Genomic DNA, 21,903 nt, shown 5'->3' with positions numbered 1-21,903 from the left:
ACAATCATTGTTCCGCTACTCTTAGCTATATGATTGTTAGCTATCGTTAAAAGCATAATTAGAATGACAAGCGACGACTTTAAGAAATCCACCGCCAACTTAAAAAAAGCGGTACCTTTGATGATTAAGAATCACGTAGCGGCTACACCAGCAAACTATGCCCTTTGGTATACCTACGTGGACAACACCATTCCTCAACTCAACCAGGAAATGGATACCGTTTTAGAAAACTACGGTATCTGCCCACCCGCGACGAACGAGCAACTCTACAACAACTACGTAGCAAGCAAAGCGGAAACCAGTATGAAGGAGTTGAGAAGCAACATTGAAGTGTTGTTGCTCGAGGTTGCAAGCTCCATGACGGATACTATTGCGGACACTTCCTCTTTTTCAGCGCTCGTTGATAAGAATTTCAGCAAGTTAGAGAAAGTCGAAGACGAAGGCTTGAGTATCGAAGAAGTGATGGGGGTTATTCGAGAGTTGGTGACAGAGTCGCGCGAAATTCGTCACTCTACCCGTTTTTTGACTAGTCAGTTAAACAATGCGAGTAGCGAAATTTCACGACTCAAAGAGCAGTTGGCAGAGGTACAACGAGATGCCCTGTTTGATGGTTTGTCAGGCATCTATAATCGACGCGCATTCGATAGTGATCTTAAGGCCCTTGTGAACTCGCAGCAAAATCTTAGTATTGTGTTACTCGACATCGACCATTTTAAAACGTTTAACGACAACTATGGTCACCTGTTTGGTGATACGGTTATACGAGCCATAGCCAAACGCTTACAAATGAGTTGTCGAGAAGGTATTTCCGCCTATCGTTTTGGCGGTGAAGAGTTTGCGTTGATTGTGCCAAACAAAACGCTTCGTATCGCTCGTCAGTTTGCCGAATCTCTACGCCGGACGATAGAAAAACTGCAAGTAAAAGATAAACGTACCGGACGACAAGTAGAAAATATCACGGCATCATTTGGCGTTGCTGAACTTAAAACGGATGAAACATCAGAATCGTTGATCGAACGTGCAGACAAGTTACTTTACGAAGCCAAACAACTAGGACGCAATCGCGTTATGCCGATTTAGCCCCAGTCCGTTATCGGTGAAAACTATGCCGTCGCTAACGGCTTTCTGGCTCTCCTATTATAATGAAGCCGAATACCAATTCTAAGACCTAAGCAGCTACGTTTACTCATCAACGTAGCTCCACTGTGCAACATCACCTCAAATCACTCAATTTTAGTTAGCAAAAATAAAACACTCCCCGTCATTTTGCTCAAACACTTTGTGTAAACGATCACGTAATCACTCAAATATTAAATCAATCTTTTAACATCACAGCTTGGTTAATCTTTCAGTGCTAGTATAAACCTGTTGAATGCATAGTTAGGTCAACTGAGCTCAGCACTGCATTCCAAGCGTTCTGCATTAGGACAATAAAGGAATTATTTAGCCTTAAACAGTAAGGGAAATATATGAAAAAATTAGCCATCACCCTTTCCACGGTGCTCGCTAGCAGTGGTTTGTTTACGGGGGCTGCGCATGCGGCTTGGTCAGATCTCTATTTTGGCGGTAAAATTGGCTACGCTAACCTAGATGATGCATGCTATTTGGACTCTCCGTGTGACGATGAGTCCCTTGGTTTTGGCGTTTACTATGGTTATGACTTTAATAAGGTCATTTCTGCCGAGTTAGGCATCGATATGCTTGGAGAATACGAAGCAAATTTCTCCAATGGCTATTTCTCCGAAGGAAAACTGGCGGCTTTCACCTTAGCTCCGAAAATCAATCTACCCATCAATGACAAGTTAGATGCATTTGTTAAACTTGGCGCAGCCTATATGCTTTATGGTGAAGACAAAGACCTTGTCCCTACTGGCTCTCTTGGTATTGAATATGCGCTAACAGAAAGCTTTAAAGCACGAGCAGAATACCAACGCTATCAAGATATGTCTGATGAGATTGTGCAAGATATGGATGCCAACTTCTTTGCTATTGGTATTACTTATCTATTTGGGGGTGCAAGTTCTGCTGCTGCCACTGCCGCTGCGGCAAAAGAAACCGCTGTTGAACCAAGGGCGACGGAAGAAGTGCAATCAGAACCCGTGGTGGCAGAGCCGATCCTTTTAGTCGAAGAGGCAAAACCTGAACCGAAACCGGAATGGGTGAGTAAGTTCTCTAACCAGCAGTTCAACCAAGAGCTTTTCGCCACGGGTAGCAGTACGTTATCTCCCAGTGGCAAACAGGCCTTAGACCCGTTGGCGGAAGCATTGCTTAAGTTCCCTGACGCACAAGCGAACATCGTCGGTCACACAGATTCAACGGGCTCAGAAAAGGTAAATCAAAGAATTTCTGAGCAACGTGCTCAAGCTGTCGCTGATTACTTGGTCTCACGGGGAGTCAAACTGGAACAACTAACGGTTGTTGGCGCAGGTGAATCTCAACCCGTCGCGCCTAACAAGACGGCAGAAGGCCGTGCTAAAAACCGTCGGGTCGAAGTAACCATCCCAAGTTTTGAGTACCAAGAGTTACAACAACCAACACAATAATCTCTCTGCTTAATCACAAAGGGAGCAAGCTGCTCCCTTTGTTATAAGCTAAAATCGTGTTTGCGGAACACTGACTAGAGACACTCATGTAAGAGCACCACCGTCGCCATTATGTGTCTTCAACAGTAATCAAGCTGTTGACTCACATTGGCTTTTCGGCCAGGAGTTTAACGCCCAATACAACGAGCACCGCACCTGTTGCTCCCTCCATCCACTTCATAAATCTCGCATTTTTAAGTAAATTTTTTGCCGAGTTGAGCGCCCCCGCTAAGCCACATTGCCAAACCATTGCAATCACAAAATGAATACCTGCCATGGTCATTGATTGAACAATCGGCGACCCTTCAGGGTTTACGAACTGGGGTAAAAAAGCCAAATAAAACACCGCTGTTTTTGGGTTCAGCACATTCGATAGAAAACCTTCACGAAGCGAGCGCTTAGCATTAAATGGTTTACTTAGGCTCTCGTTGACAGACATCCCGTTATTGCTTTTAAACAAAGCTTTCAAACTGCTTAACCCCAACCAAATCAGGTAAACAGCACCGACCATTTTCACCAGTTGAAAAAGCTCTGCGGATTGAGCAAGAATGGCCGAAATGCCGATTGCAGAAAACAACGCGTGCACAAACAAACCTGTACAAATGCCTAGGCTGGTGACACATCCATCATTAAGCCCACCTCGGCTGGTGTTGCGAATCACCAATGCAGTGTCTAATCCCGGCGTCAGAGTCAAAATTGTAATCGCGATTAAGAAAGCTTCGAAGTTTAAAATATCCATATATCGTTGTAATGACGTTGAAAGTGTGAACATCAATACTCTTAAAGTTCGCTCTGTGCAAGTAGTACTCGAAGGAAACGTTTCCGAGTTGTACAAATCCGATGAATTAGGGACAATGCATCTTTCGCTTTATGTGCAGCACTAAAGCGCAATTTGGAACCTTCATTGTTAAGCACTATGTGCCTAGTGCATGAAGGAGATATGGATAGAACAATCATAAAGAGACGTCACATGAGCGCATTTCAAAAACTCCTCGAACATTCCCAAAAAGTCTCCCACTTTGAACACCTAAGTGCCATTGTCAGTTGGGATCAAGCCGCAGTCATGCCATCCGGGGGTGCAGAAGCCCGCTCAAATGCAATGGCAGAACTGTCAGTACATATTCATTCACTGATGACCCAGCCACAATTGGGCGACCTGTTCGAACAGGCTTCTCAAGAGTCACTATCGAATGAACAAAGCGCTGTTTTACGTGAAATGAAGCGCAGCTGGCAACAGGCGACACTCTTACCCGAGTCTTTGGTGCAAGCACAATCACTAGCGGGTTCAAAATGTGAACACGCATGGCGCACGCAAAGGGGCAATAACGATTGGCAAGGTTTTGAGAAAAACTGGGCTGACGTGGTGAAACTATCGCAAGAAGAAGCTCAAATTCGTGCAGATGCGGCGGGGAGTTCTCCTTATGATGCCATGCTCGACATCTACGAACCAGGCACAAGTTCCGCTTCTCTTGACGTTCTGTTTTCCGATGTAAAAACGTGGCTACCATCATTGATTGATGAAGCCATTGAAAAGCAAAAATCAAACAACACTCAGCTACCAACCGGTCACTATCCAGCAGAAAAGCAGAAAGCACTTGGCCTAGAAGTCATGAAGCTGCTTCAGTTTGACTTTGAACATGGCCGCCTCGATGAGAGTGTTCACCCTTTCTGTGGCGGTGTACCAACCGATGTGCGAATTACCACTCGTTATGACGAAAAAGAGTTTGTTCAATCACTCATGGGGATTGTTCATGAAACTGGCCATGCACGTTATGAGCAAGGATTGCCAAAGGCATTTTCTGGGAACCCAGCGGGCCAAGCTCGTTCAATGGGTATTCATGAGTCTCAATCCCTGTTTTTTGAAATGCAACTGGGTCGCAGCCAGCCGTTTGTTGATCATTTATCGCGTTTGGCAGCAAACCATTTTCAAGGTGATGAGTTCCAAGCAGAGAACTTGGCCAAAATTTATACTCATATCGAGAAAGGCTTCATTCGTGTCGATGCCGATGAACTGACCTATCCAGCGCACGTGATTCTACGCTATGAAATTGAACGCGATTTGATGAATGGCGCAATTAAGCACACCGACGTGCCTGAGCTTTGGAACGAGAAAATGAAGTCCTATCTCGGACTATCGACTGAAGGTAACTATAAAAATGGTTGTATGCAGGATATCCATTGGACCGATGGCTCTTTCGGCTACTTCCCAAGTTATACCTTAGGTGCAATGTACGCCGCGCAGTTTATGGCAGCCATGAAGCAAACAGTGGATGTAGAACAAGCGATAGGATCGGGCGATCTCACGCCGATTTTCACGTGGTTGTCTACTAACATTTGGAGCAAAGGTAGCCTGTTAACAACGGATGAGTTAGTAAAGCAAGCCACTGGTGAAGTCCTTAACCAAACGCATTTTATGCAGCACTTGAAATCTCGCTATCTGGGTTAATCACCCAACGCTAGAAACGTGGGCTGGTGACAATGATTGTCACCAGCCTTCCACTGCTCTCATCATCGCCAAGCTTGTTAGAACTTAAAGCAAGGCATGCTATTTGCCTTATCTTACCGACCAGACTAAAAAACTGTGGGTGTAAAACAACGCCGTGGATAAGCCGTGTTCTTCTAAACTTATTGGACACCGCGTGAAACAAGCGTAGTCAGCACCATAGCACTTTGTTTTACACAATCATCAAGCTGACTTTTCAGCTGAAGATAGCGATTGTTCGATGACGGATCGATTTCAATGTCGCGACAGAGCATCATCAATGCGGTTAGCCCTAAACTGCCCGCACTTCCTTTTAGCTTATGCGCTAAGCTTCTAACTTTCGCCTCATTGCCTGCTTGCGATTCTTCTTGCAATTGTTGCAAGATCTCTTGGGAACTACTGTTAAACAGTTCCACAATTTCACGCATCTTGCGTGGCCCAAGCACTTGCATATCCGCAAGCACCACTTTGGGATCGATAATCTCAGCAGCCTCCTCTAATGCACTATCTAATGGCAGCGCTGTTTTGCCGTCGTTACATTTGGCCAGAGCGTCATCGTCAACACCATCATCATTCACGACCCGTTCCTTACCTTCCAACATTTTTTGGATAAGCACTTCTAGAGCATCCCTCTCTAGCGGTTTTGCAAGGAAACCATCAAAGCCAGACGCGAGATAACTTTCGACTTCTTCGTTAAATACATGAGCAGAAACGGCAACCATAGGCGTTTTTCTCGCGAAATCCCCCTCGAGTTTCTTTAGGCGATGTATCAACTCAGTGCCATTACAATCAGGCAAGTTAATGTCCACAAGCGCAAGATCGAAACCGTTGGGTTCAAACAGCGATTCCGCATCCGCGCCATCTTCGGCCATGACAACGCTGTGTCCCAGGCTCTTTAAAAAACCTTCAGCAACAATTCGATTCACGGCATTGTCTTCAACCAATAGGATTTTGGCTTTGCGGCATTGTGACCATTGCGTATCGACGATTGGTTCGATGGCGTCACACGGAGTTAGTGGCACTGAGAACCAAAAACGACTTCCCTCCCCCTCTTGCGAATCCATGTCCATATCCCCACCCATGGCCTGAATGATGCGTCGGCTTATCGCTAAACCCAGTCCTGTACCACCTGCAGACTGTTGTCCGCCGCTGGCCTGAGTGAACGCGTCAAAGAGCGTAGCTTGCTCTTCAACTGCAACACCGATGCCCGTATCAGCGACTTCAAAACTAACCCTACGCTCATCATTGGCATCGAGACAGACGTAGATATCCACAGAACCTTGAGGGGTAAACTTGATCGCATTTCCCACAAGGTTGTTCAATACTTGGCTAATTCGAGTAACGTCGCCACGCCAATACTTAGAGACATCCGCCTCAATATGGTAGCTAAAGGTCAAATTTTTCTCAGCGGCTCTGCTTTGCATCAGTTGGAACGTATCTTCCACCATCTGATGCAACTCAAACGCTGACTCACGGATCTCCAAATGGCCAGCTTCGATTTTGGAGTAATCCAGCACGTCGTTCAAAATCGCTAATAGATTCTTACCACTGCGGTTAATGATGTCGGCATAGCGCTTTTGTAAAGGGTTCAACCCAGAATCCATCAGCAATTGAGCCGTGCCCAGCACCCCATTCATCGGTGTGCGGATTTCATGACTCATCGTAGCAAGAAACGCTGATTTAGCTCTGTTAGCTTGTTCGGCTTGAGAGCGTGCCTTAGCGTGATTAAGTACTTCGTGATTGAGCTTTTCATTCGTCAACTGCAACTGTCGCGTCCGCTCCGTCACGAGTTCTTCAAGGTGCTCTTTGTGTTCTTGCAGCTCGCGTTTCGCTTTGGCTTCCCCTTCCGCAACAATTTTTAACGCTTGAGCCGTGTTTCTAGCAGTAATAATGGCTTGCCCCATATGAGCCAACTCGTCGTTACCGCGAACGTGCAACTCAACATCGAGATTACCCTGGGCGACTTGTAATAATGCCGCAGAGTACTCGGTCAAACGCCTGACCACTGAGACGTACACCACTCGCCAAACAATGACGATAGCGACAATTAAACCTGCCAGTGAGATCACCGTTAGGATCAGTTGAGCGAGATTGAGCGTTTGGGTTAACGCCGTGACCGCATTGGTTGTGGTTTGATTTGAGTCATCTACCAGCTTGTTTACCGTGCCGTTCAGTTCAGAAAACAGCGCCAAGTTTTTCTGCATCAGTTGTTGTGACTCGAGCTCATTTTGATACTGCTGGCGAAGAATATTGAATACCACTTGTCGTTTACCCAGTTCGCTGAGTAAGTGTGACATTTGTGCTGAACGAGTCGGATCTTCAACAGCTTGAACTCGACGAACCATGATCTTCAGATTCGCATCAAACTCATTTCTAACATCTTGAATTCGGTCAATGTTGGTCAATGTGCGAGCCTCTTCAATCTGATTGAGCATTTTAAAAGCCAACAGATGAAGTTCGTGTAGTCGCTCCGATAGGTCTAAATCCACCTCGACCAAGGCATCTAACGCTTGGTAGGCTTGTTTGGTTTTACCATCTTGTAATAAATCATAAATATGAGTGACGTTCGCAACCGCAATCGTGCTGGTGTTCAGAACTTGTGTGCGAGTAAGCTGCTCCAGTTCTTCGCTCAGCAAGCGCATTTCTTCTACCCTGCTTTCTATCTCTTTAGCCAGCCATAACTTCTTTTCAACCGACACACCAAGATCGGCTAAGTTATCAATCACACCTTGGACGTTAGACTCCAAACGCTCAAGCAATAACGGATCAAATGACTCTCCGCCCCCTAAGGCTTTAATATGAGTGAGCAACGATTCCAACTGGGCAAACAGCTCCTTACCTGACATTTTCCGTTCGTCTTCGTTTTTCGCGTTGGAGAGGGTTTGAACCGATGCAATGATACGTGAGCTGAGCTCAGAGACTTGACGCGCTTCAATCATGGCCGGGATGGCTGTATCGACGACGTTTCGCTCGGTTTTTGCGACAAAGGAAAAGCCTGACACACCAATCAGTGCTGAGAACATCACCAACATGGCCATGGCGATGAACGAAAGCAGAAGTTTACGCCCAATACTTGCTGTTGCTAATAACATACGTTTCTAAACCTAACCTATCGGCCATTGCTACATCAGCATTGGTTCGCCGGGGAGAATACGCTATATTCTGCACGTATCTTCCATCTATGCCAATGAACCTTGCCGCATGTTAAAGACTAAGCACATTTTTTCGCGTTGTTTGCGCAAAACTATACCAGTTTCTCTCTCGCTACTGTCGATGGGCACCGTACAAGCGGCAGAAAAACTGTGCGCCATCTATCCGCATTTAAAAGACTCTTATTGGCTCTCCGTGAACTACGGCATGGTTTCTGAGGCGCAAAAAGAAAATGTGAATTTGCGCGTACTCGAAGCTGGCGGTTATCCAAACACCACCAAACAACAGCAACAATTGATGCTGTGCAGTAAATGGGGCGCCGATGCCATTATTTTGGGCACGGTTGACCCACTCGCTTTCAGCGAGAACCTACAGAAATGGACGGGAAACATCCCCATTTTTGCCACGGTAAACCAACTGATTCTGGACAAGAAGCAGAGCCAAAACCTTAAAGGCAGCGTCGGTGTAGATTGGTACTGGATGGGTCATCAAGCAGGTCAATATCTTGCACAAAAACATCCCGCAGGCTCAGGGGTAAAAAAGGTGGTTCTTTTGCTTGGCCCCAAAAGCAGCGGCGGCACCAAACCCGTTGATAAAGGATTCCGAGAAGCGATTGAAGGGAGCGACATTCGCATTATAGAAAGTTTCTGGGCGGACAACGACAAAGAGTTGCAGCGTAATCTGGTACAACAGGCGATTGACATGCCTGATGTCGATTATTTAGTCGGTAGTGCGGTCGCCATGGAGGCCGCCATCAGCGAGCTGCGAAGTGCGAACAAAACGGGTGAAATAGGCTTGATCTCAACCTATCTCAGCCATGGGATTTATCGCGGTCTACTGCGCAACAAAATCGAGTTTGCGCCAACCGATAAAATGGTGCTTCAAGGACGTTTATCCGTTGAACAAGCGGTGAGCTATTTGCGTCAGCAACAATATGAAACCCACAGCAGTCCAATCATTCAACCGCTCACTCCAGACACGCTGAATGTCTCAACTATCGAAGAGTCTTTATCGCCATCCGAATACAGGCCTATTTTTGATGTTAAAGCAGTTGAATCTCAGCGATAAATTATGCTTAATGAAGACGAACCTCGTTAGGTAACCATAACGGAAAGAATGAATGCAAAAAACAACTCGTACCATGCCTGCGCATAAGCACATTGCGCTAGTGGCCCACGATAACTACAAACCTGAATTGTTGCGCTGGGTAAAAGAAAACAAAGAGAAACTACAGAGCCATTTCTTGTATGCCACAGGGACAACTGGTCACATGCTAAGCCGTGAAACAGGTCTAGCCATCAAAAGTATGATCAGTGGCCCAATGGGTGGTGACCAACAGTTAGGTGCCTTGATCTCTGAAGGTAAAATCGACATGTTGATTTTTTTCTGGGATCCACTCAACTCAGTACCGCACGACCCTGATGTAAAAGCCCTTCTTCGTATTGCCAGTGTTTGGAATATTCCAGTTGCAACCAACCGCGCAACCGCGAAGTTCATTTTTGAATCTTCACTGCTTAACCAAGAAGTTTCCATCGAAATTCCAGATTACCAAGCTTACCTTTCTGCCCGTACTTGATCGTTTGACAACAAAAAACTTAAGTCAAAAATAGATCGGAAGATTCAAAAGTAGATAGAAAAATGCCAGCTCTCGCTGGCATTTATGTGTTATCGTTGCTCTGTTTCGAAAGAAGGGTTTAGCTACTGTGCTTCACCACTGGATAATCGTTTTCGAGCAGCTCTTGCACAAAACCTGATCCAGAGCCGCTGTGCGTGATCCACACCTTTTCTTTCGCTCGAGTGAGTGCAACGTAGAAAAGCCGTCGCTCGTCAGCGTAAGCAAACGAATCTGACGATTGCGTCAATGCACCATCTACGTGCAACTGTTTTTTCTTGGTCGGGAACTGCCCTTCATCCACACACAGTATGATCACATAATCCGCTTCTTTGCCTTTACTGGCATGACAGGTCATAAAGTTCAGCGTAAGATTTTTGAAGCGTTTCACCCAATCTTCATACAAATCAGGTCTGTGATAGTGATTGCGTCCCAACAGCAGCACGGTTTTGTTCTTGTCTGATTTTCTATCCAACTGATCAAGGATTTTTTCCACCGAGTTGCTTGGTGCCGTATGCACCGCCTTTTGCTTCTGCTGTTTGTAACTGTCTAACGTTTTGCGCAGCTGTCTCGGGTTTTGTTGAATAAAACGGTTGGCCACTTCGCCAATCATATTGTTGAAACGGTAAGTCGTGTCGAGGTGATGTACCGTTGAGTGCTCAAAGCGCTGTTGAAAGCCGGTAGTTAAGTCAACATCCGCCCCAGCAAACTGATAAATGGCTTGCCAATCGTCACCGACGGCAAAAAGTGATGCGCCAGGCTGCTTATGGGTTGTCTCGCAGAGTGCTTCAACCAAAGCCAGCCGATCGGGTGAAATGTCCTGATATTCGTCGACCATAATGAAACGCCAAGGAGAGACAAACTTCCCTTCTTTGACGTATTTCGTTGCACGACTGATCATGGTTGGAAAATCGATCTGCTCGGTCTCTTTCAGCATTTTTTGCCATGCGCTGAAGCAAGGCCAACACAGAGACAGCTCGCTGTTTAAGCGCGTGTAGTCAGGCAGTTCCACCAATCGCTCTTGGATCTCTTTCTTACTAAAGCCCAATGAGGCAAATTGAGTGAGCTGCCTGTCTAGCCAAGCAATCAGTTTGGGGTTTTCTGATTGGCTGCCCAACTCATCATCCCCAGTGAGGTAGGCAATTGGCCATTTGGTTAAATGTTTTTGCCAACGTTTGAAGTTGGTTGGGGTCATCCAGTGTTTTTTCAACCAATCGACACACCACGCCTGACGTAGCTTGTCATCCAACGCCACTGGTGAGATTTCAACAGGCCGAGCTTCCACTTGGTTAATAATGGATAGACCAAGCTGGTGAAACGTTGAGACATGGGCATTTTGCGCCGCAAGGCCGATTTTATCGACCAAACGCTGCTTTAACTCTTGAGCAGCTTCACGACCAAACGCCAGCAGTAACATCTGATCATCCGTTGCTTGATGACTTTGTAGAAGATAGGCAACGCGAGCGGTGAGCACGCTTGTTTTACCTGAACCTGCCCCTGCTAAAACCAAATTGTGGTCATCATTGAGGAGTACGGCATGTTGTTGAGAAACATTGAGAGGAGAGGATTCAATTTGGTTGAACAACACTTCCCAATTACGACGCTCTTGCTCCAACCAAGTTAGATTGCGCGCTTGTATAGCCTCTTCCCCTTGCAACAGCCAACTTGCCAAAGCTGCAACACGCTCGGGTAAGCGTTGTTTCGCTTCGTCTAACGTCATGTTCATCGTTTGAAGCTGTGCATGGACATCGCGAATCCATGTATCCACTTTAGAGTGAGGCAAATAGGCAGGTAAATACTCTAAGCGATGCAATTCCTCTTCCCACAATGGAAGGTGTTGGCTCAGTTGGCGACATTGCTGATCGTGCCACTGTTGGTATTGTTCCACGGCGTGCCGTGCAAACTGTTTACATTCAGGCCAAGGCAGCCCTTGAACCAACCAACTCTGCTGACGATGACCATTGGCATGGGCAAAAAACTGCAGTGAGCCCCAAAAAAGGCCCCGCTGAATGCTTACCTCTCCGTTCCAAACCGTAAATGGAATGTGTTCCTCACTGCCGACAGAAACCAACAGCAGTGAGTGTCCCTGCAATTCAACATGGTGGTACTCTTTTTGGATAAAAAACTGGGCAGTTTTGTTGGCCGTTAGCAACATCGAACACTTTCTCTTGCTAGGGATTCAAGGGTTTGAGGTTTATACCATTTTGTAGCCGGAAAATGTAGCCATTATTCCTGTCGAGACGGCGCACACTGGAGAAATACTAAGCATCCATGACTTTTTATGTGTCCAAGTCATATTGTTGCTGGCGGATTCTGCTACACTGCCGTTTCATTCACTTCTGCCAATTTACACAGGAAAACCGTGAACTTACGTTTTAAACTGCGCCATTTTTGGGCGAATAAAACCATTAGTTACAGTGTGCTGATTCTACTCACCTTACTGGGAGTCGTGGTGCCTGCTTGGTACTTTGGCCAGAGCACCTTAATAACACCACTTATCCTTGGCGTTATTGCCGCGGCATTGGCAGAAAGTGATGATAGCTTCAGTGGGCGGATCAAAGCCCTGTTTTTAACCTTCCTCTGTTTTGCTATCGCGGCGTTTTCAATCGAACTTCTGTTTCATACCCCGTGGCTATTTGCGATTGGGTTATTTGTCTCTACTTTTGGTTTTATCATGCTTGGCGCACTCGGTCCCAAGTATGCCAGTATCGCCTTTGGCTCTTTGCTTATCGCCATTTACACCATGCTTGGGGCGCATCAAAGCACCAATATATGGTTTCAACCAGCACTACTACTATCGGGCGCAGCTTGGTACTATTTCATGTCGATGGTTTGGCAAATCATCTGGCCGATGCAGCCTGTGCAACAAAGCCTCGCCAATGTGTTTAGCCAGTTGGCTAACTATCTCGATGCAAAAGCACAGTTGTTTCACCCTGTGACCAACATGACACCTCAGCCAATGCGTATCACGGCAGCAAGCCTTAATGCCCAAACGGTCAACGCACTGAACAACTGTAAACAGACCCTGCTGACTCGTTCAAAACGCGGTCATATTGATGGCCCAAGTGATCGCTTTCTCAATATCTATTTCATCGCCCAAGATATTCACGAACGAGTCAGTTCCAGCCACTATCGTTACCAAGATCTTGCGGTTGAATTTGAACGATCTGACGTGCTTTTTCGCTTCAAATACCTATTGGAATCACAAGCAAGTGCATGTCGAGAAATTGCAGAGTCGCTGCGATTAGGTAACGAGTATAACCACAGTGCCGATTCCATTCTCGCCTTGGCAGAGTTACAAAATGCGCTCGCTTTCCTCAAAGATCAGAAGAATCCCAAATGGGCACATTTATTGAGACAGCTAAATTATCTTTTCAATAACTTAGCAACGGTCGAAAAGCAGTTTAATAACATCAATAATCCCGACGCAGAAAAACTAGAAGAAAACCTTCTCGACGATACAAACCCGCATACCTTGAAAGCGATGTTTCTGCGTATTAAATCCAACTTCAATAGAGATTCTATGCTCTTTCGTCATGCTATCCGAATGGCTATCGCGCTAACGGCAGGCTATGGCGTTCTTCAAGGCTTAGGGATTGAGCGTGGATACTGGATACTACTGACCACGCTGTTTGTTTGCCAACCCAATTACAGTGCGACTAAACAAAAACTGATCGCTCGTATTGCCGGAACCTTTGCAGGTTTATTGATTGGTGTGCCATTACTGACTTTCTTTCCTTCTCAAGAAAGTCAGTTAGTTTTTATCGTGATTTCTGGTGTGCTCTTTTTCGCATTTAGAATCAATAATTATGGTTTTGCCACCGGTTTTATTACCCTGTTGGTACTGTTCTGTTTCAACCAACTCGGCGAAGGCTACGCCGTTGTGCTACCACGCTTGGCCGATACCTTGATTGGCTGTGCATTAGCGGTTGCCGCAGTGGTGTTTATTCTTCCTGACTGGCAATCTCGCCGATTGCATAAAGTGATGTCAGACGCGATAGATGCCAACAAGCAATATTTGCTGCAAATCATCGGCCAGTATCGAATTGGTAAAAAGGATAGTCTGGCTTATCGTATTGCCCGAAGAAATGCACATAACCACGATGCCAACCTTTCGTCTGCGATCAGTAACATGCTGATCGAGCCAGGGAAGTATCAGACAGCGGTCGATGAGAGCTTCCGTTTTCTCACTCTTAATCACGCCATGTTGAGCTATATTTCAGCATTGGGGGCACATCGCACTCGCCTAGACGACGAATCGACTCATCAGTTGGTGTTGGATGCACACAGAACGATTCACCAACATCTGGAGACGTTACAGTCACAGTTGTACAACCGTTGTAACAACTGTGATCTAGACACGAGCAACGCGGCCGATCTAGAAAAGCGCCTGAGCGAATGGCGTGAAGATGATGAAGGAAGCGCGCGAATGGTGCTGCAGCAGCTCCATCTCATTTATCGCATGATGCCCGAACTCCACTCTCTGGCCAGTAAACTGGCGGTTCGCATCCAATAACCGTCGTTTTGTAACTGTGGGGCTATTTGGGACCTATCAACCAAGCGATTAAATCTCAGGCAGGTCATTGGACCTGCCTATCCTCCTCATTCCCGTTTTATTTTCCCTTGCTGTTTTACCTCTGCCTGACATTTTTCGGACAATAAAACAGCGTTCAACACGTATATTGGCGATCATTCAGTCGATGTGATGGACAGCTTCGTTATGGATGGTGACAAGAAGAAGCGTTATAAAACGGTGATCAACATGAAACAATCTGACTTTGAGAGACTTCGCGAAGAGCTAAAAAGACTCTCTCCGCTACAACTTCAACATTTGCAGGGTGACATTCAACTTGCTTTAGTAAGAAAGGATAACGACATTTTAAGCCTTGAAGAGCGAGATGCGCTGGCAAAATTGTTCGTCTAACTCTTCTCTCAGGTAGCATAGTTGTCAGCTTTGTCAAATAAGACTATGCTTACGTTAGGTTAACAAATGAGCAGGTTATCGATGCCAGTTTCCTCCATCCAATCCGGCTATCAACTCATTCAGCAATCCAGTAAGATGGCTGAAGAAGCTGCGTTGGACGTGAACCAAGCAAACGGAAATCCTACCTCTGATGAGCTTGCTTTTAATCGTGTCGAATTTGATCGCAAACCTGAAGAAAAACCCACTCCCCCCCCCAAAGATCACAACGAAGCTTTGATGAAACTGAGCCAAGCCAGTAGCTATAACCGTATTGGTGCGAGCGTTATTGAACGAAACAACGATGTGATTGGTAGTCTATTGGATATCCAAGTGTGACCATTTGTTACGCTTACCACCTTGTTTACTCTTCCTGATTCAGTAGAATCGACGCTTCCTTTTTCTTGCTGACAGACTTATGCCCGTTAAAACTACTCAAAATAAAAATATTCATACCGCACTTCGCTGTCTAGATAGCGCGCAACAGATAGAGCAAAAACTCAACCCTAATTACGCCCCACCAAAACGTACTTTACCCAAGAGCCCTTTTATTAGCGATAAAACTCTAAAGAAGCGTTGGGATGTGGTGAACTGTCATGCCACTCAAGACCAATTATTAGATCAACATACTCTTGAGCACATGGCGCTCTATCAGAAGAATATTGAGCACTTTGTTGGTACGGTAAAAGTCCCCGTTGGGCTAGCTGGACCATTGCGCGTCAATGGCCTGTTTGCCAGCGATGATTATTTGATCCCCCTTGCTACGACAGAGGCTGCTTTGGTGGCCTCCTATTCACGAGGATCCAACCTCATTACCGCCGCCGGCGGAGCAACGGCCATGCTGGTGAATGAAGGAGTGACACGCACCCCCGTATTCGCATTCACTAACTTAGTCTCCGCGGGTCAGTTTGTCGCTTGGGTAACCACCCACTACGAGCGTTTTAAGCAAATCGCCGAATCCACCACTTCGCATGGTACGCTCAGTGATATCAACATCAACATGGAAGGCAATCATGTCTACTTGATGTTTGAATACCAAACAGGTGACGCCTCTGGGCAAAATATGGTGACAATCGCGACCAACGCCGTATTTCAGTCAATATTGGAAACCTGCCCCATCGACATCAAAGAAGCCTTTCTAGATGGCAATCTCTCCGGGGATAAGAAAGCAAACAGCAAAACACTGACAAGCGTCCGTGGGAAAAAAGTGATCGCCGAAGTGACCCTTTCCCGCGAGATGGTTGAAAAGTACTTGCACACTACGCCTGAAAAAATGGTCAAATTCGGTCAGATGACGACGACGGGTGCAGCATTGAGTGGCGGAATTGGTGTCAATGCCCATTACGCCAATGCGTTAACGGCACTCTATTTGGCTTGTGGACAAGATGCCGCTTGCGTGGCTGAATCAGCGATTGGCATTACCCGGATGGAACTTACCGCCGATGGGCACTTATATGCGAGCGTGACATTACCAAATCTGATGGTCGGAACCGTTGGCGGCGGCACTGGCCTACCAAGCCAAAAGGCCTGTCTAGACATTCTAGGCCTGTACGGACAAGGCAACGCGCGTGCATTAGCTGAAGTTTGTGCTGCACTTTGCTTAGCCGGAGAGCTTTCGATTGTTGGTGCTTTTGCCGCTGGACATTTTTCTCGCGCGCACCACAAACTGGCTCGCTAAAGCGACAGTCTCTCAAAACAGCTGTTTCTCACGGCTTAATTACTCTCAATTAAGCCGTGAAGCACAAACACCCAGACGATCAACCTTTTAGCGTTCAAAGAAAAGCCACGATGATCACCACAAACGCTGGCAATAAAGAAAACCACTTATGCCCTTTTTCTTTGCACTCCCCACGATGACACATGGCAATCTGAATCGGGGCAGAAAAAAACATCACAATCAAATAACTCACTGCATAGGTATGCCCGGCTAAAATAAGAAAAACCGCATGCAATACGATGTGCAATAAAGCATAAGCCTTTTCTACTTTCATTTTTACGATCAATAACAGCGAAAACAACACAGCAATCAAAATAGACATATAAAGACACTTGATGATAATAATTCTCGTTAGCAATAATAGATGAGCGATATCTCTCTGTCCAACTATCGTTTCAATAGGCAGGAGAAATAATGTAGCACCAAAATTCTGCCATTCTTATTGAGCGTATTGATAGTTCTGTACGTTGCGTTTTTCTTTCTAAACGTTTGCGTAATCGCTAACCTTCTCTTAACCTTGAATTGAGGCTTTCATCACGGATTTTCCATTGATATAGTGCACTTAACGAAAACAAAATTAGACCATTCGAGGCATGGAGCTTCCTCACTTATCTCAAGAAGAGAAGAATTGGTACCGACATATTCGGCAAGATTTAAGAGGGTCAAATTATGGAAATGAATATGGTTGAAATTCTAGGCTACGCTGCTTCAATCATGGTAGCGATTTCGCTAATGATGAAAGATATCGTTCGTCTACGCGTTTTAAACTTCATCGGTTGTGCACTATTCACAGCATACGGTCTGATGATTGACGCATGGCCAGTTGTGGTAACAAACGGCTTCATCGCCTGCGTGAACATCTACTTCCTAGCGAAAATGCAACAGGAAAAAAAAACTCTAACGCCTGAACAAGCATAACAATTTATATTGTATGTCTTTATTTCGTAAGACTTTTTAAACATTATTTTTTTGAAACTGTCTCCCATGTGGAGACAGTTTTTTGTTGTAAGCATCAATCAAAATTCTCAGGTTTTAGCTCAACCGTATTGCCCTCAGGATCGGAGAGGTAAATGGAACGGCCAAACCCCTGCGCGCCATAACGATTGGCGAAAGCTTCCACCATCACCCCGTGTTGAATGAGAAAATCGAGAATCTCTTGCTCATCTTTAGGGGTAATTTGCAAACAGAAGTGATCCAGATTTCGCCCTTCTTGCTCGGGAGCTTTGCCGCCTTGTCGCCCGAGCTTGCTGTCCACCGTAACCAGATCAATCAGTGCACTGCCTGCTCGCAACTGAGTTAAACCAAACTCGGCCACTTCACGCTCAACAACACAACCTAAAATATCGCAATAAAATGCCAGCATCTTGGGTAGATCCACCACCCTCAACACAATGTGATCAATCGCTTGCAACTGAATTGGCCTCGCCTTCTCCATGACGTTTCTCTCCTTTCTGCTATTTTTAGTTATAGCGTGTAATCGTTTTTCAGATCATTTTCTTGACTAAAGTACTCAACAAATTCGAACTGGAAACCATGATCTTCGAGATAGTAAACGCTCTTGCGATGTGGATGATCGCCACCCCAATGATCTAAAGCGTAGCCCGCTAACGCGAGTCGTTCGACCACCGCATCCACATTGGGTACCACGATACCAATATGCTTTACCCCCGTGAAAGCCGTTGTCCAATTCGCAGCATCCCCCTCTCCACCAGTGCTGATGGCGATATAACTGTGTTCATCGCCAACATGGAACCACTCGATCGCGCGGCCAAACCAGTTGTCCAACTTTCCCCCGCCACGCACTCGCCATTCGGGAATCGCACTGGTTAAGAAATGAATGGTTTTCTGCGCATCAACCACTGACATGTTGGCGTGTTCTACATAGCTTTTCATCATTTTGCTCCTTGCACTTAACTGACAAAGAACAGCCTAAAACCTCAAGTTAAATTGAGGTAAAGCACGAATTTAAAGACGAAAACAGAAAAGAGAGATCGATCACACAAAGATTCCCAAATGACGGATTTCGAGAAAGGAGAATTATCGGTTGAAGTCCCCCCTTAAAAGCCTCAGAATGTCGCACTTTTGGCCGATAGCGAAATCGTCGGCCCTGACTTTACTAATATAGAGAATCATACATGGGTTTTACCTCCTTAGGTCTGTCTGCACCAATCCTTAAAGCTATTCAGGAAAAAGGCTATGACACCCCTTCTCCCATCCAATTGCAGGCCATTCCTGCTATTTTAGAAGGCAAAGATGTCATGGCGGCGGCACAGACAGGAACAGGTAAAACTGCGGGCTTCACGCTGCCTATTCTTGAACGTCTGGCAAAAGGGCCACGTGTGCGTGCAAACCACATTCGTGCCCTTATCTTAACGCCGACCCGCGAATTAGCCGCGCAAGTACAAGAAAACGTCTTTATGTATGGCCGCCACTTGGACTTAAACAGTGCGGTGGTGTTTGGTGGTGTGAAAATCAACCCACAAATGCTGCGCCTGCGTAAAGGTGCTGATGTATTAGTGGCAACACCAGGCCGCTTGATGGACTTGTACAGCCAAAATGCAGTGAAGTTTGATCAGCTCGAAGTGCTGGTACTGGACGAAGCCGACCGCATGTTGGATATGGGTTTCATTCGTGATATCCGCAAGATTCTGGCATTGTTGCCAGCAAAACGCCAAAACCTGCTGTTCTCAGCCACGTTTTCTGACGAAATTCGTGAACTGGCAAAAGGCTTGGTGAACAACCCTATCGAGATTTCAGTTAACCCAGCCAACTCAACGGCTCGCACCGTAGAGCAATGCATCTACCCAGCAGACGTAAAGAAAAAGCCAGCGATGCTTGCCAAGCTGATTAATGACGGTGACTGGCAACAAGTACTGGTGTTTACTCGTACCAAGCATGGCGCAAACCGTCTAGCGGCTTTCCTTACCGATCAAGGCCTGACTGCTGCCGCTATCCACGGCAACAAGAGCCAAGGTGCGCGTACCAAAGCGTTGGCGGATTTTAAATCAGGCGAAGTTCGCGTGTTGGTGGCAACCGACATCGCCGCACGCGGTATCGATATTCCTCAGCTTCCTCAAGTCGTAAACTTTGAGCTTCCAAAAGTGGCGGAAGATTATGTACATCGCATTGGCCGTACTGGCCGCGCGGGTGAAACGGGTAAGGCAATTTCTCTAGTATGTGCGCTCGAAGCGCCTGAACTGTTTGCCATTGAGCGTTTAATTCAAGAACTGCTACCTCGCAAAGCGCTGGAAGGTTACACGCCAACCAACGCAGTACCAGAATCTAAACTGGATACGCGCCCAATTAAGCCGAAAAAACCGAAGAAGCCAAAGAAACCGAAAGCACCTAATGCGGAAGCAGCAGGCAGTGAGGCGAGCAGCAAAGGCAGCCAAAAGGCAAAAACTGCGGACAAACCTCAAGGGCAAAACCGTGGCAATGGCAAAGCCAAACGTCAGTTTTCTGCACCAAAAGAAGGTAACAACGATTCAACCAACAAAGGTAAGAGACCAAATACAAAGGGCTCGAAACCTGCGAACAACGCGAATGGCAAAACAAACGGCAAGCCAAGTCACGCCAAACCAAACAGCGCGAAAACTGGTAACAGCAAGCCTGCCAATGGCAAGCCTTCGGCTCAACGTCGTAAGCCACGTCCACAAAACGCATAAGCTATCTGTACATCAAGAGCGCCACTCGTCAGTGGCGTTCTTTCTCACCCTTCATCCTATCTCCATATAATGATAAACTTAGCGGCTATTGGCCCATCGAGCCTAAGTGCTCAGATGAATGAATTTAATTGTCATTAAAGGCCACATTTCATTTAAAAAAGGTAAATATTCAAATGGTTAACAACTCAATTCAATGGTTTCCAGGGCACATGCATAAAGCCCGCAAAGAAATAGAAGAGGCCATTCCACAAGTCGACGTTATCATTGAAGTGCTGGATGCACGTATTCCTTTTAGTAGCGAAAACCCTTTGATTTCAAAAATTCGTGGTGACAAGCCCGTTGTTAAGGTGCTTAACAAGCGCGACTTAGCCGATCCTGAACTCACTCAACTTTGGATCGAGCACCTTGAGCAAGAACAAAACGTGAAAGCAATGGCGATCACCACCTCTCAAACCCAAGAAGTTCACAAAATTCTCGAGCTCTGCCGTAAGTTAGCACCCCATCGTGAAGAGGTAGGTAAAAATATTCGCACCATGATTATGGGTATTCCTAACGTAGGTAAGTCCACTATTATCAACACACTTGCAGGTCGAGCAATCGCGCAAACCGGCAACCAGCCGGCAGTGACTCGTCGTCAGCAACGCATCAATCTGCAAAATGGCATTGTGTTGTCCGATACTCCTGGGATCTTGTGGCCTAAAGTAGAAAACCCACACAGTGGTTTTCGTTTGGCGGCAACGGGAGCAGTGAAAGACACGGCTATGGAATATGATGAAGTGGCCTTTTACACGGTGGAGTACTTAGCAAAGCACTATCCAGACAAGCTGAAAGAACGTTATCAAATCGAACAACTACCGGAAACGGATGTTGAGCTTATGGAAGAAATCGGCCAACGTCGTGGGGCATTAAGAGCCGGAGGACGAGTCGATATTCATAAAGCCAGTGAAATTTTGCTCCATGAACTTCGTAGTGGAACTTTAGGCCAAATAACACTCGAGCGCCCAGAAATGATAACGACAGAGCTAGTTGAAGTAGAGCTTGAAGCAGAGCGTCGTGCTGAAGAGAAAGCGAAAAATAAAGAGGAGCGCCGCAAACGCTACCTGCGCAACAAACGTTAATTATGAGAAGGGATGCTGAAAGAGCATCCCTTTTTTATTGGTGCAATGTCCTCTCAGCTATGCACAAAAGCAACGGCAAGCCCGGTCGTTAACGCGTCCGCGTTTGGCCATGTAATGACTTTCTCCACGACAATTTCTCCCGAGAGATCTTCTCTTTTCCTGATATCAGCGACTTTTCCGCCCATATGTAGATAAAAATCAATTGCTTCGGTGTTGGATTCGCTCACTTGCAAGTAAAGACCTTTGTCACTGAAATAATGCTGATGCCATTCTGCTATTTGTTTAAGTAACTGGCTTCCGATCCCACGATGCTGGAAAGCATCATCTACATACAAAGAGTCAATATACGTACCCAACTCAAAATCGTGATTGCCAAATGCGCAAATAAAGCCAAGCAATAACCCTCCTTCTTCAGCGAGGACGATATGCTGTCCAAAAGGCGGGTTTGTTAAGCGAGTCTGCCATAGTAACAACTTCTCGGCGGACACCTCATTTGCCAGGTATTGATCACTCAAGATGCCACCATAATGTGACTTAAGACTATTTGCTTGGAGCAGAGACACCCGCTCAAAATCGCAATAATTCGCCACTTTAAAATCCATTTAAAAGTCCTTATC

19 protein-coding genes are annotated in these 21,903 nt (G+C 46.1%); 12 read left to right on the top strand and 7 right to left on the bottom strand.

Features of this window, described 5'->3' with window-relative positions; translation table 11 throughout:
* The first annotated feature begins 63 nt into the window (after window positions 1–63).
* Together LZU85_RS02950 and LZU85_RS02945 are read left to right on the top strand one after the other, a co-directional pair.
* Entirely contained in the window at window positions 64–1,080 is a 1,017-nt protein-coding gene (locus LZU85_RS02950) for a GGDEF domain-containing protein (protein WP_237286324.1), read from the top strand.
* 389 nt (window positions 1,081–1,469) lie between these two features.
* Window positions 1,470–2,543, top strand: a complete 1,074-nt coding sequence (locus tag LZU85_RS02945; protein ID WP_237286323.1) for an OmpA family protein — start codon at window positions 1,470–1,472, stop codon at window positions 2,541–2,543.
* Window positions 2,544–2,685: 142 nt separating this feature from the next.
* Here LZU85_RS02945 and LZU85_RS02940 read toward each other — a convergent pair whose 3' ends face one another.
* The gene (locus LZU85_RS02940) at window positions 2,686–3,321 is read right to left on the bottom strand and encodes a LysE family translocator (RefSeq protein ID WP_176297198.1); all 636 of its coding nucleotides are present in this window, start codon (window positions 3,319–3,321) and stop codon (window positions 2,686–2,688) included.
* 231 nt (window positions 3,322–3,552) lie between these two features.
* Between LZU85_RS02940 and LZU85_RS02935 the strand changes: the two genes are divergently transcribed.
* Complete coding sequence (locus LZU85_RS02935; protein WP_237286322.1) at window positions 3,553–5,028, top strand: carboxypeptidase M32; 1,476 nt, start codon at window positions 3,553–3,555, stop codon at window positions 5,026–5,028.
* A gap of 179 nt (window positions 5,029–5,207) precedes the next feature.
* Here the strand turns inward: LZU85_RS02935 and torS are convergent, their stop codons facing one another.
* A complete protein-coding gene (gene torS / locus LZU85_RS02930; protein WP_237286321.1) occupies window positions 5,208–8,156 on the bottom strand; it encodes a TMAO reductase system sensor histidine kinase/response regulator TorS in 2,949 nt (982 codons plus the stop codon).
* A gap of 109 nt (window positions 8,157–8,265) precedes the next feature.
* On the opposite strand from torS, the gene torT reads away from it, so the two are divergent.
* Both torT and LZU85_RS02920 read left to right on the top strand, forming a co-directional pair.
* Window positions 8,266–9,282, top strand: coding sequence for a TMAO reductase system periplasmic protein TorT (torT, locus tag LZU85_RS02925; protein WP_237286320.1), 1,017 nt, complete (start codon window positions 8,266–8,268; stop codon window positions 9,280–9,282).
* A 52-nt stretch (window positions 9,283–9,334) separates the two neighbouring features.
* Window positions 9,335–9,790, top strand: a complete 456-nt coding sequence (locus tag LZU85_RS02920; protein ID WP_176297149.1) for a methylglyoxal synthase — start codon at window positions 9,335–9,337, stop codon at window positions 9,788–9,790.
* Between the two features lie 118 nt (window positions 9,791–9,908).
* Here LZU85_RS02920 and helD read toward each other — a convergent pair whose 3' ends face one another.
* A complete protein-coding gene (gene helD / locus LZU85_RS02915) occupies window positions 9,909–11,981 on the bottom strand; it encodes a DNA helicase IV (RefSeq protein ID WP_237286319.1) in 2,073 nt (690 codons plus the stop codon).
* 207 nt (window positions 11,982–12,188) lie between these two features.
* Here helD and yccS point away from each other — a divergent pair, with 207 nt between their 5' ends.
* The 4 genes from yccS to LZU85_RS02895 all read left to right on the top strand — a co-directional run bounded on the left by yccS (window position 12,189) and on the right by LZU85_RS02895 (window position 16,464).
* Window positions 12,189–14,342, top strand: coding sequence for a YccS family putative transporter (gene yccS / locus LZU85_RS02910; RefSeq protein ID WP_176297147.1), 2,154 nt, complete (start codon window positions 12,189–12,191; stop codon window positions 14,340–14,342).
* Window positions 14,343–14,546: 204 nt separating this feature from the next.
* A complete protein-coding gene (locus LZU85_RS02905; RefSeq protein ID WP_237286318.1) occupies window positions 14,547–14,750 on the top strand; it encodes a hypothetical protein in 204 nt (67 codons plus the stop codon).
* An 81-nt stretch (window positions 14,751–14,831) separates the two neighbouring features.
* Window positions 14,832–15,125: a hypothetical protein gene (locus tag LZU85_RS02900; protein WP_237286482.1), complete on the top strand. Its 294-nt coding sequence runs from the start codon at window positions 14,832–14,834 to the stop codon at window positions 15,123–15,125.
* A gap of 79 nt (window positions 15,126–15,204) precedes the next feature.
* Window positions 15,205–16,464 carry a hydroxymethylglutaryl-CoA reductase gene (locus LZU85_RS02895; RefSeq protein WP_237286317.1) on the top strand — a complete coding sequence of 420 codons (1,260 nt, stop codon included), beginning with the start codon at window positions 15,205–15,207 and terminating at the stop codon, window positions 16,462–16,464.
* Between the two features lie 94 nt (window positions 16,465–16,558).
* Here the strand turns inward: LZU85_RS02895 and LZU85_RS02890 are convergent, their stop codons facing one another.
* On the bottom strand, window positions 16,559–16,825 hold the full coding sequence (locus tag LZU85_RS02890; RefSeq protein WP_176297145.1) for a hypothetical protein: 267 nt from the start codon (window positions 16,823–16,825) through the stop codon (window positions 16,559–16,561).
* A gap of 347 nt (window positions 16,826–17,172) precedes the next feature.
* Between LZU85_RS02890 and LZU85_RS02885 the strand changes: the two genes are divergently transcribed.
* Window positions 17,173–17,421, top strand: a complete 249-nt coding sequence (locus tag LZU85_RS02885) for a YgjV family protein (protein ID WP_176297144.1) — start codon at window positions 17,173–17,175, stop codon at window positions 17,419–17,421.
* 94 nt (window positions 17,422–17,515) lie between these two features.
* Here LZU85_RS02885 and LZU85_RS02880 read toward each other — a convergent pair whose 3' ends face one another.
* Window positions 17,516–17,938 (bottom strand): VOC family protein, encoded by a 423-nt coding sequence (locus tag LZU85_RS02880; RefSeq protein WP_176297143.1) that lies wholly within the window; start codon window positions 17,936–17,938, stop codon window positions 17,516–17,518.
* 29 nt (window positions 17,939–17,967) lie between these two features.
* The gene (locus LZU85_RS02875; RefSeq protein ID WP_045622767.1) at window positions 17,968–18,396 is read right to left on the bottom strand and encodes a VOC family protein; all 429 of its coding nucleotides are present in this window, start codon (window positions 18,394–18,396) and stop codon (window positions 17,968–17,970) included.
* Between the two features lie 242 nt (window positions 18,397–18,638).
* Here LZU85_RS02875 and LZU85_RS02870 point away from each other — a divergent pair, with 242 nt between their 5' ends.
* The gene (locus LZU85_RS02870; RefSeq protein WP_176297142.1) at window positions 18,639–20,168 is read left to right on the top strand and encodes a DEAD/DEAH box helicase; all 1,530 of its coding nucleotides are present in this window, start codon (window positions 18,639–18,641) and stop codon (window positions 20,166–20,168) included.
* A 173-nt stretch (window positions 20,169–20,341) separates the two neighbouring features.
* A complete protein-coding gene (ylqF, locus tag LZU85_RS02865; protein WP_176297141.1) occupies window positions 20,342–21,286 on the top strand; it encodes a ribosome biogenesis GTPase YlqF in 945 nt (314 codons plus the stop codon).
* A gap of 53 nt (window positions 21,287–21,339) precedes the next feature.
* Here ylqF and LZU85_RS02860 read toward each other — a convergent pair whose 3' ends face one another.
* The gene (locus LZU85_RS02860; RefSeq protein ID WP_237286316.1) at window positions 21,340–21,888 is read right to left on the bottom strand and encodes a GNAT family N-acetyltransferase; all 549 of its coding nucleotides are present in this window, start codon (window positions 21,886–21,888) and stop codon (window positions 21,340–21,342) included.
* Window positions 21,889–21,903 lie beyond the last annotated feature (15 nt).

It is taken from the genome of Vibrio floridensis, from assembly GCF_021852965.1.
GTDB lineage: Bacteria > Pseudomonadota > Gammaproteobacteria > Enterobacterales > Vibrionaceae > Vibrio > Vibrio floridensis.
This window is presented reverse-complemented; position numbering and strand designations above follow the sequence as displayed.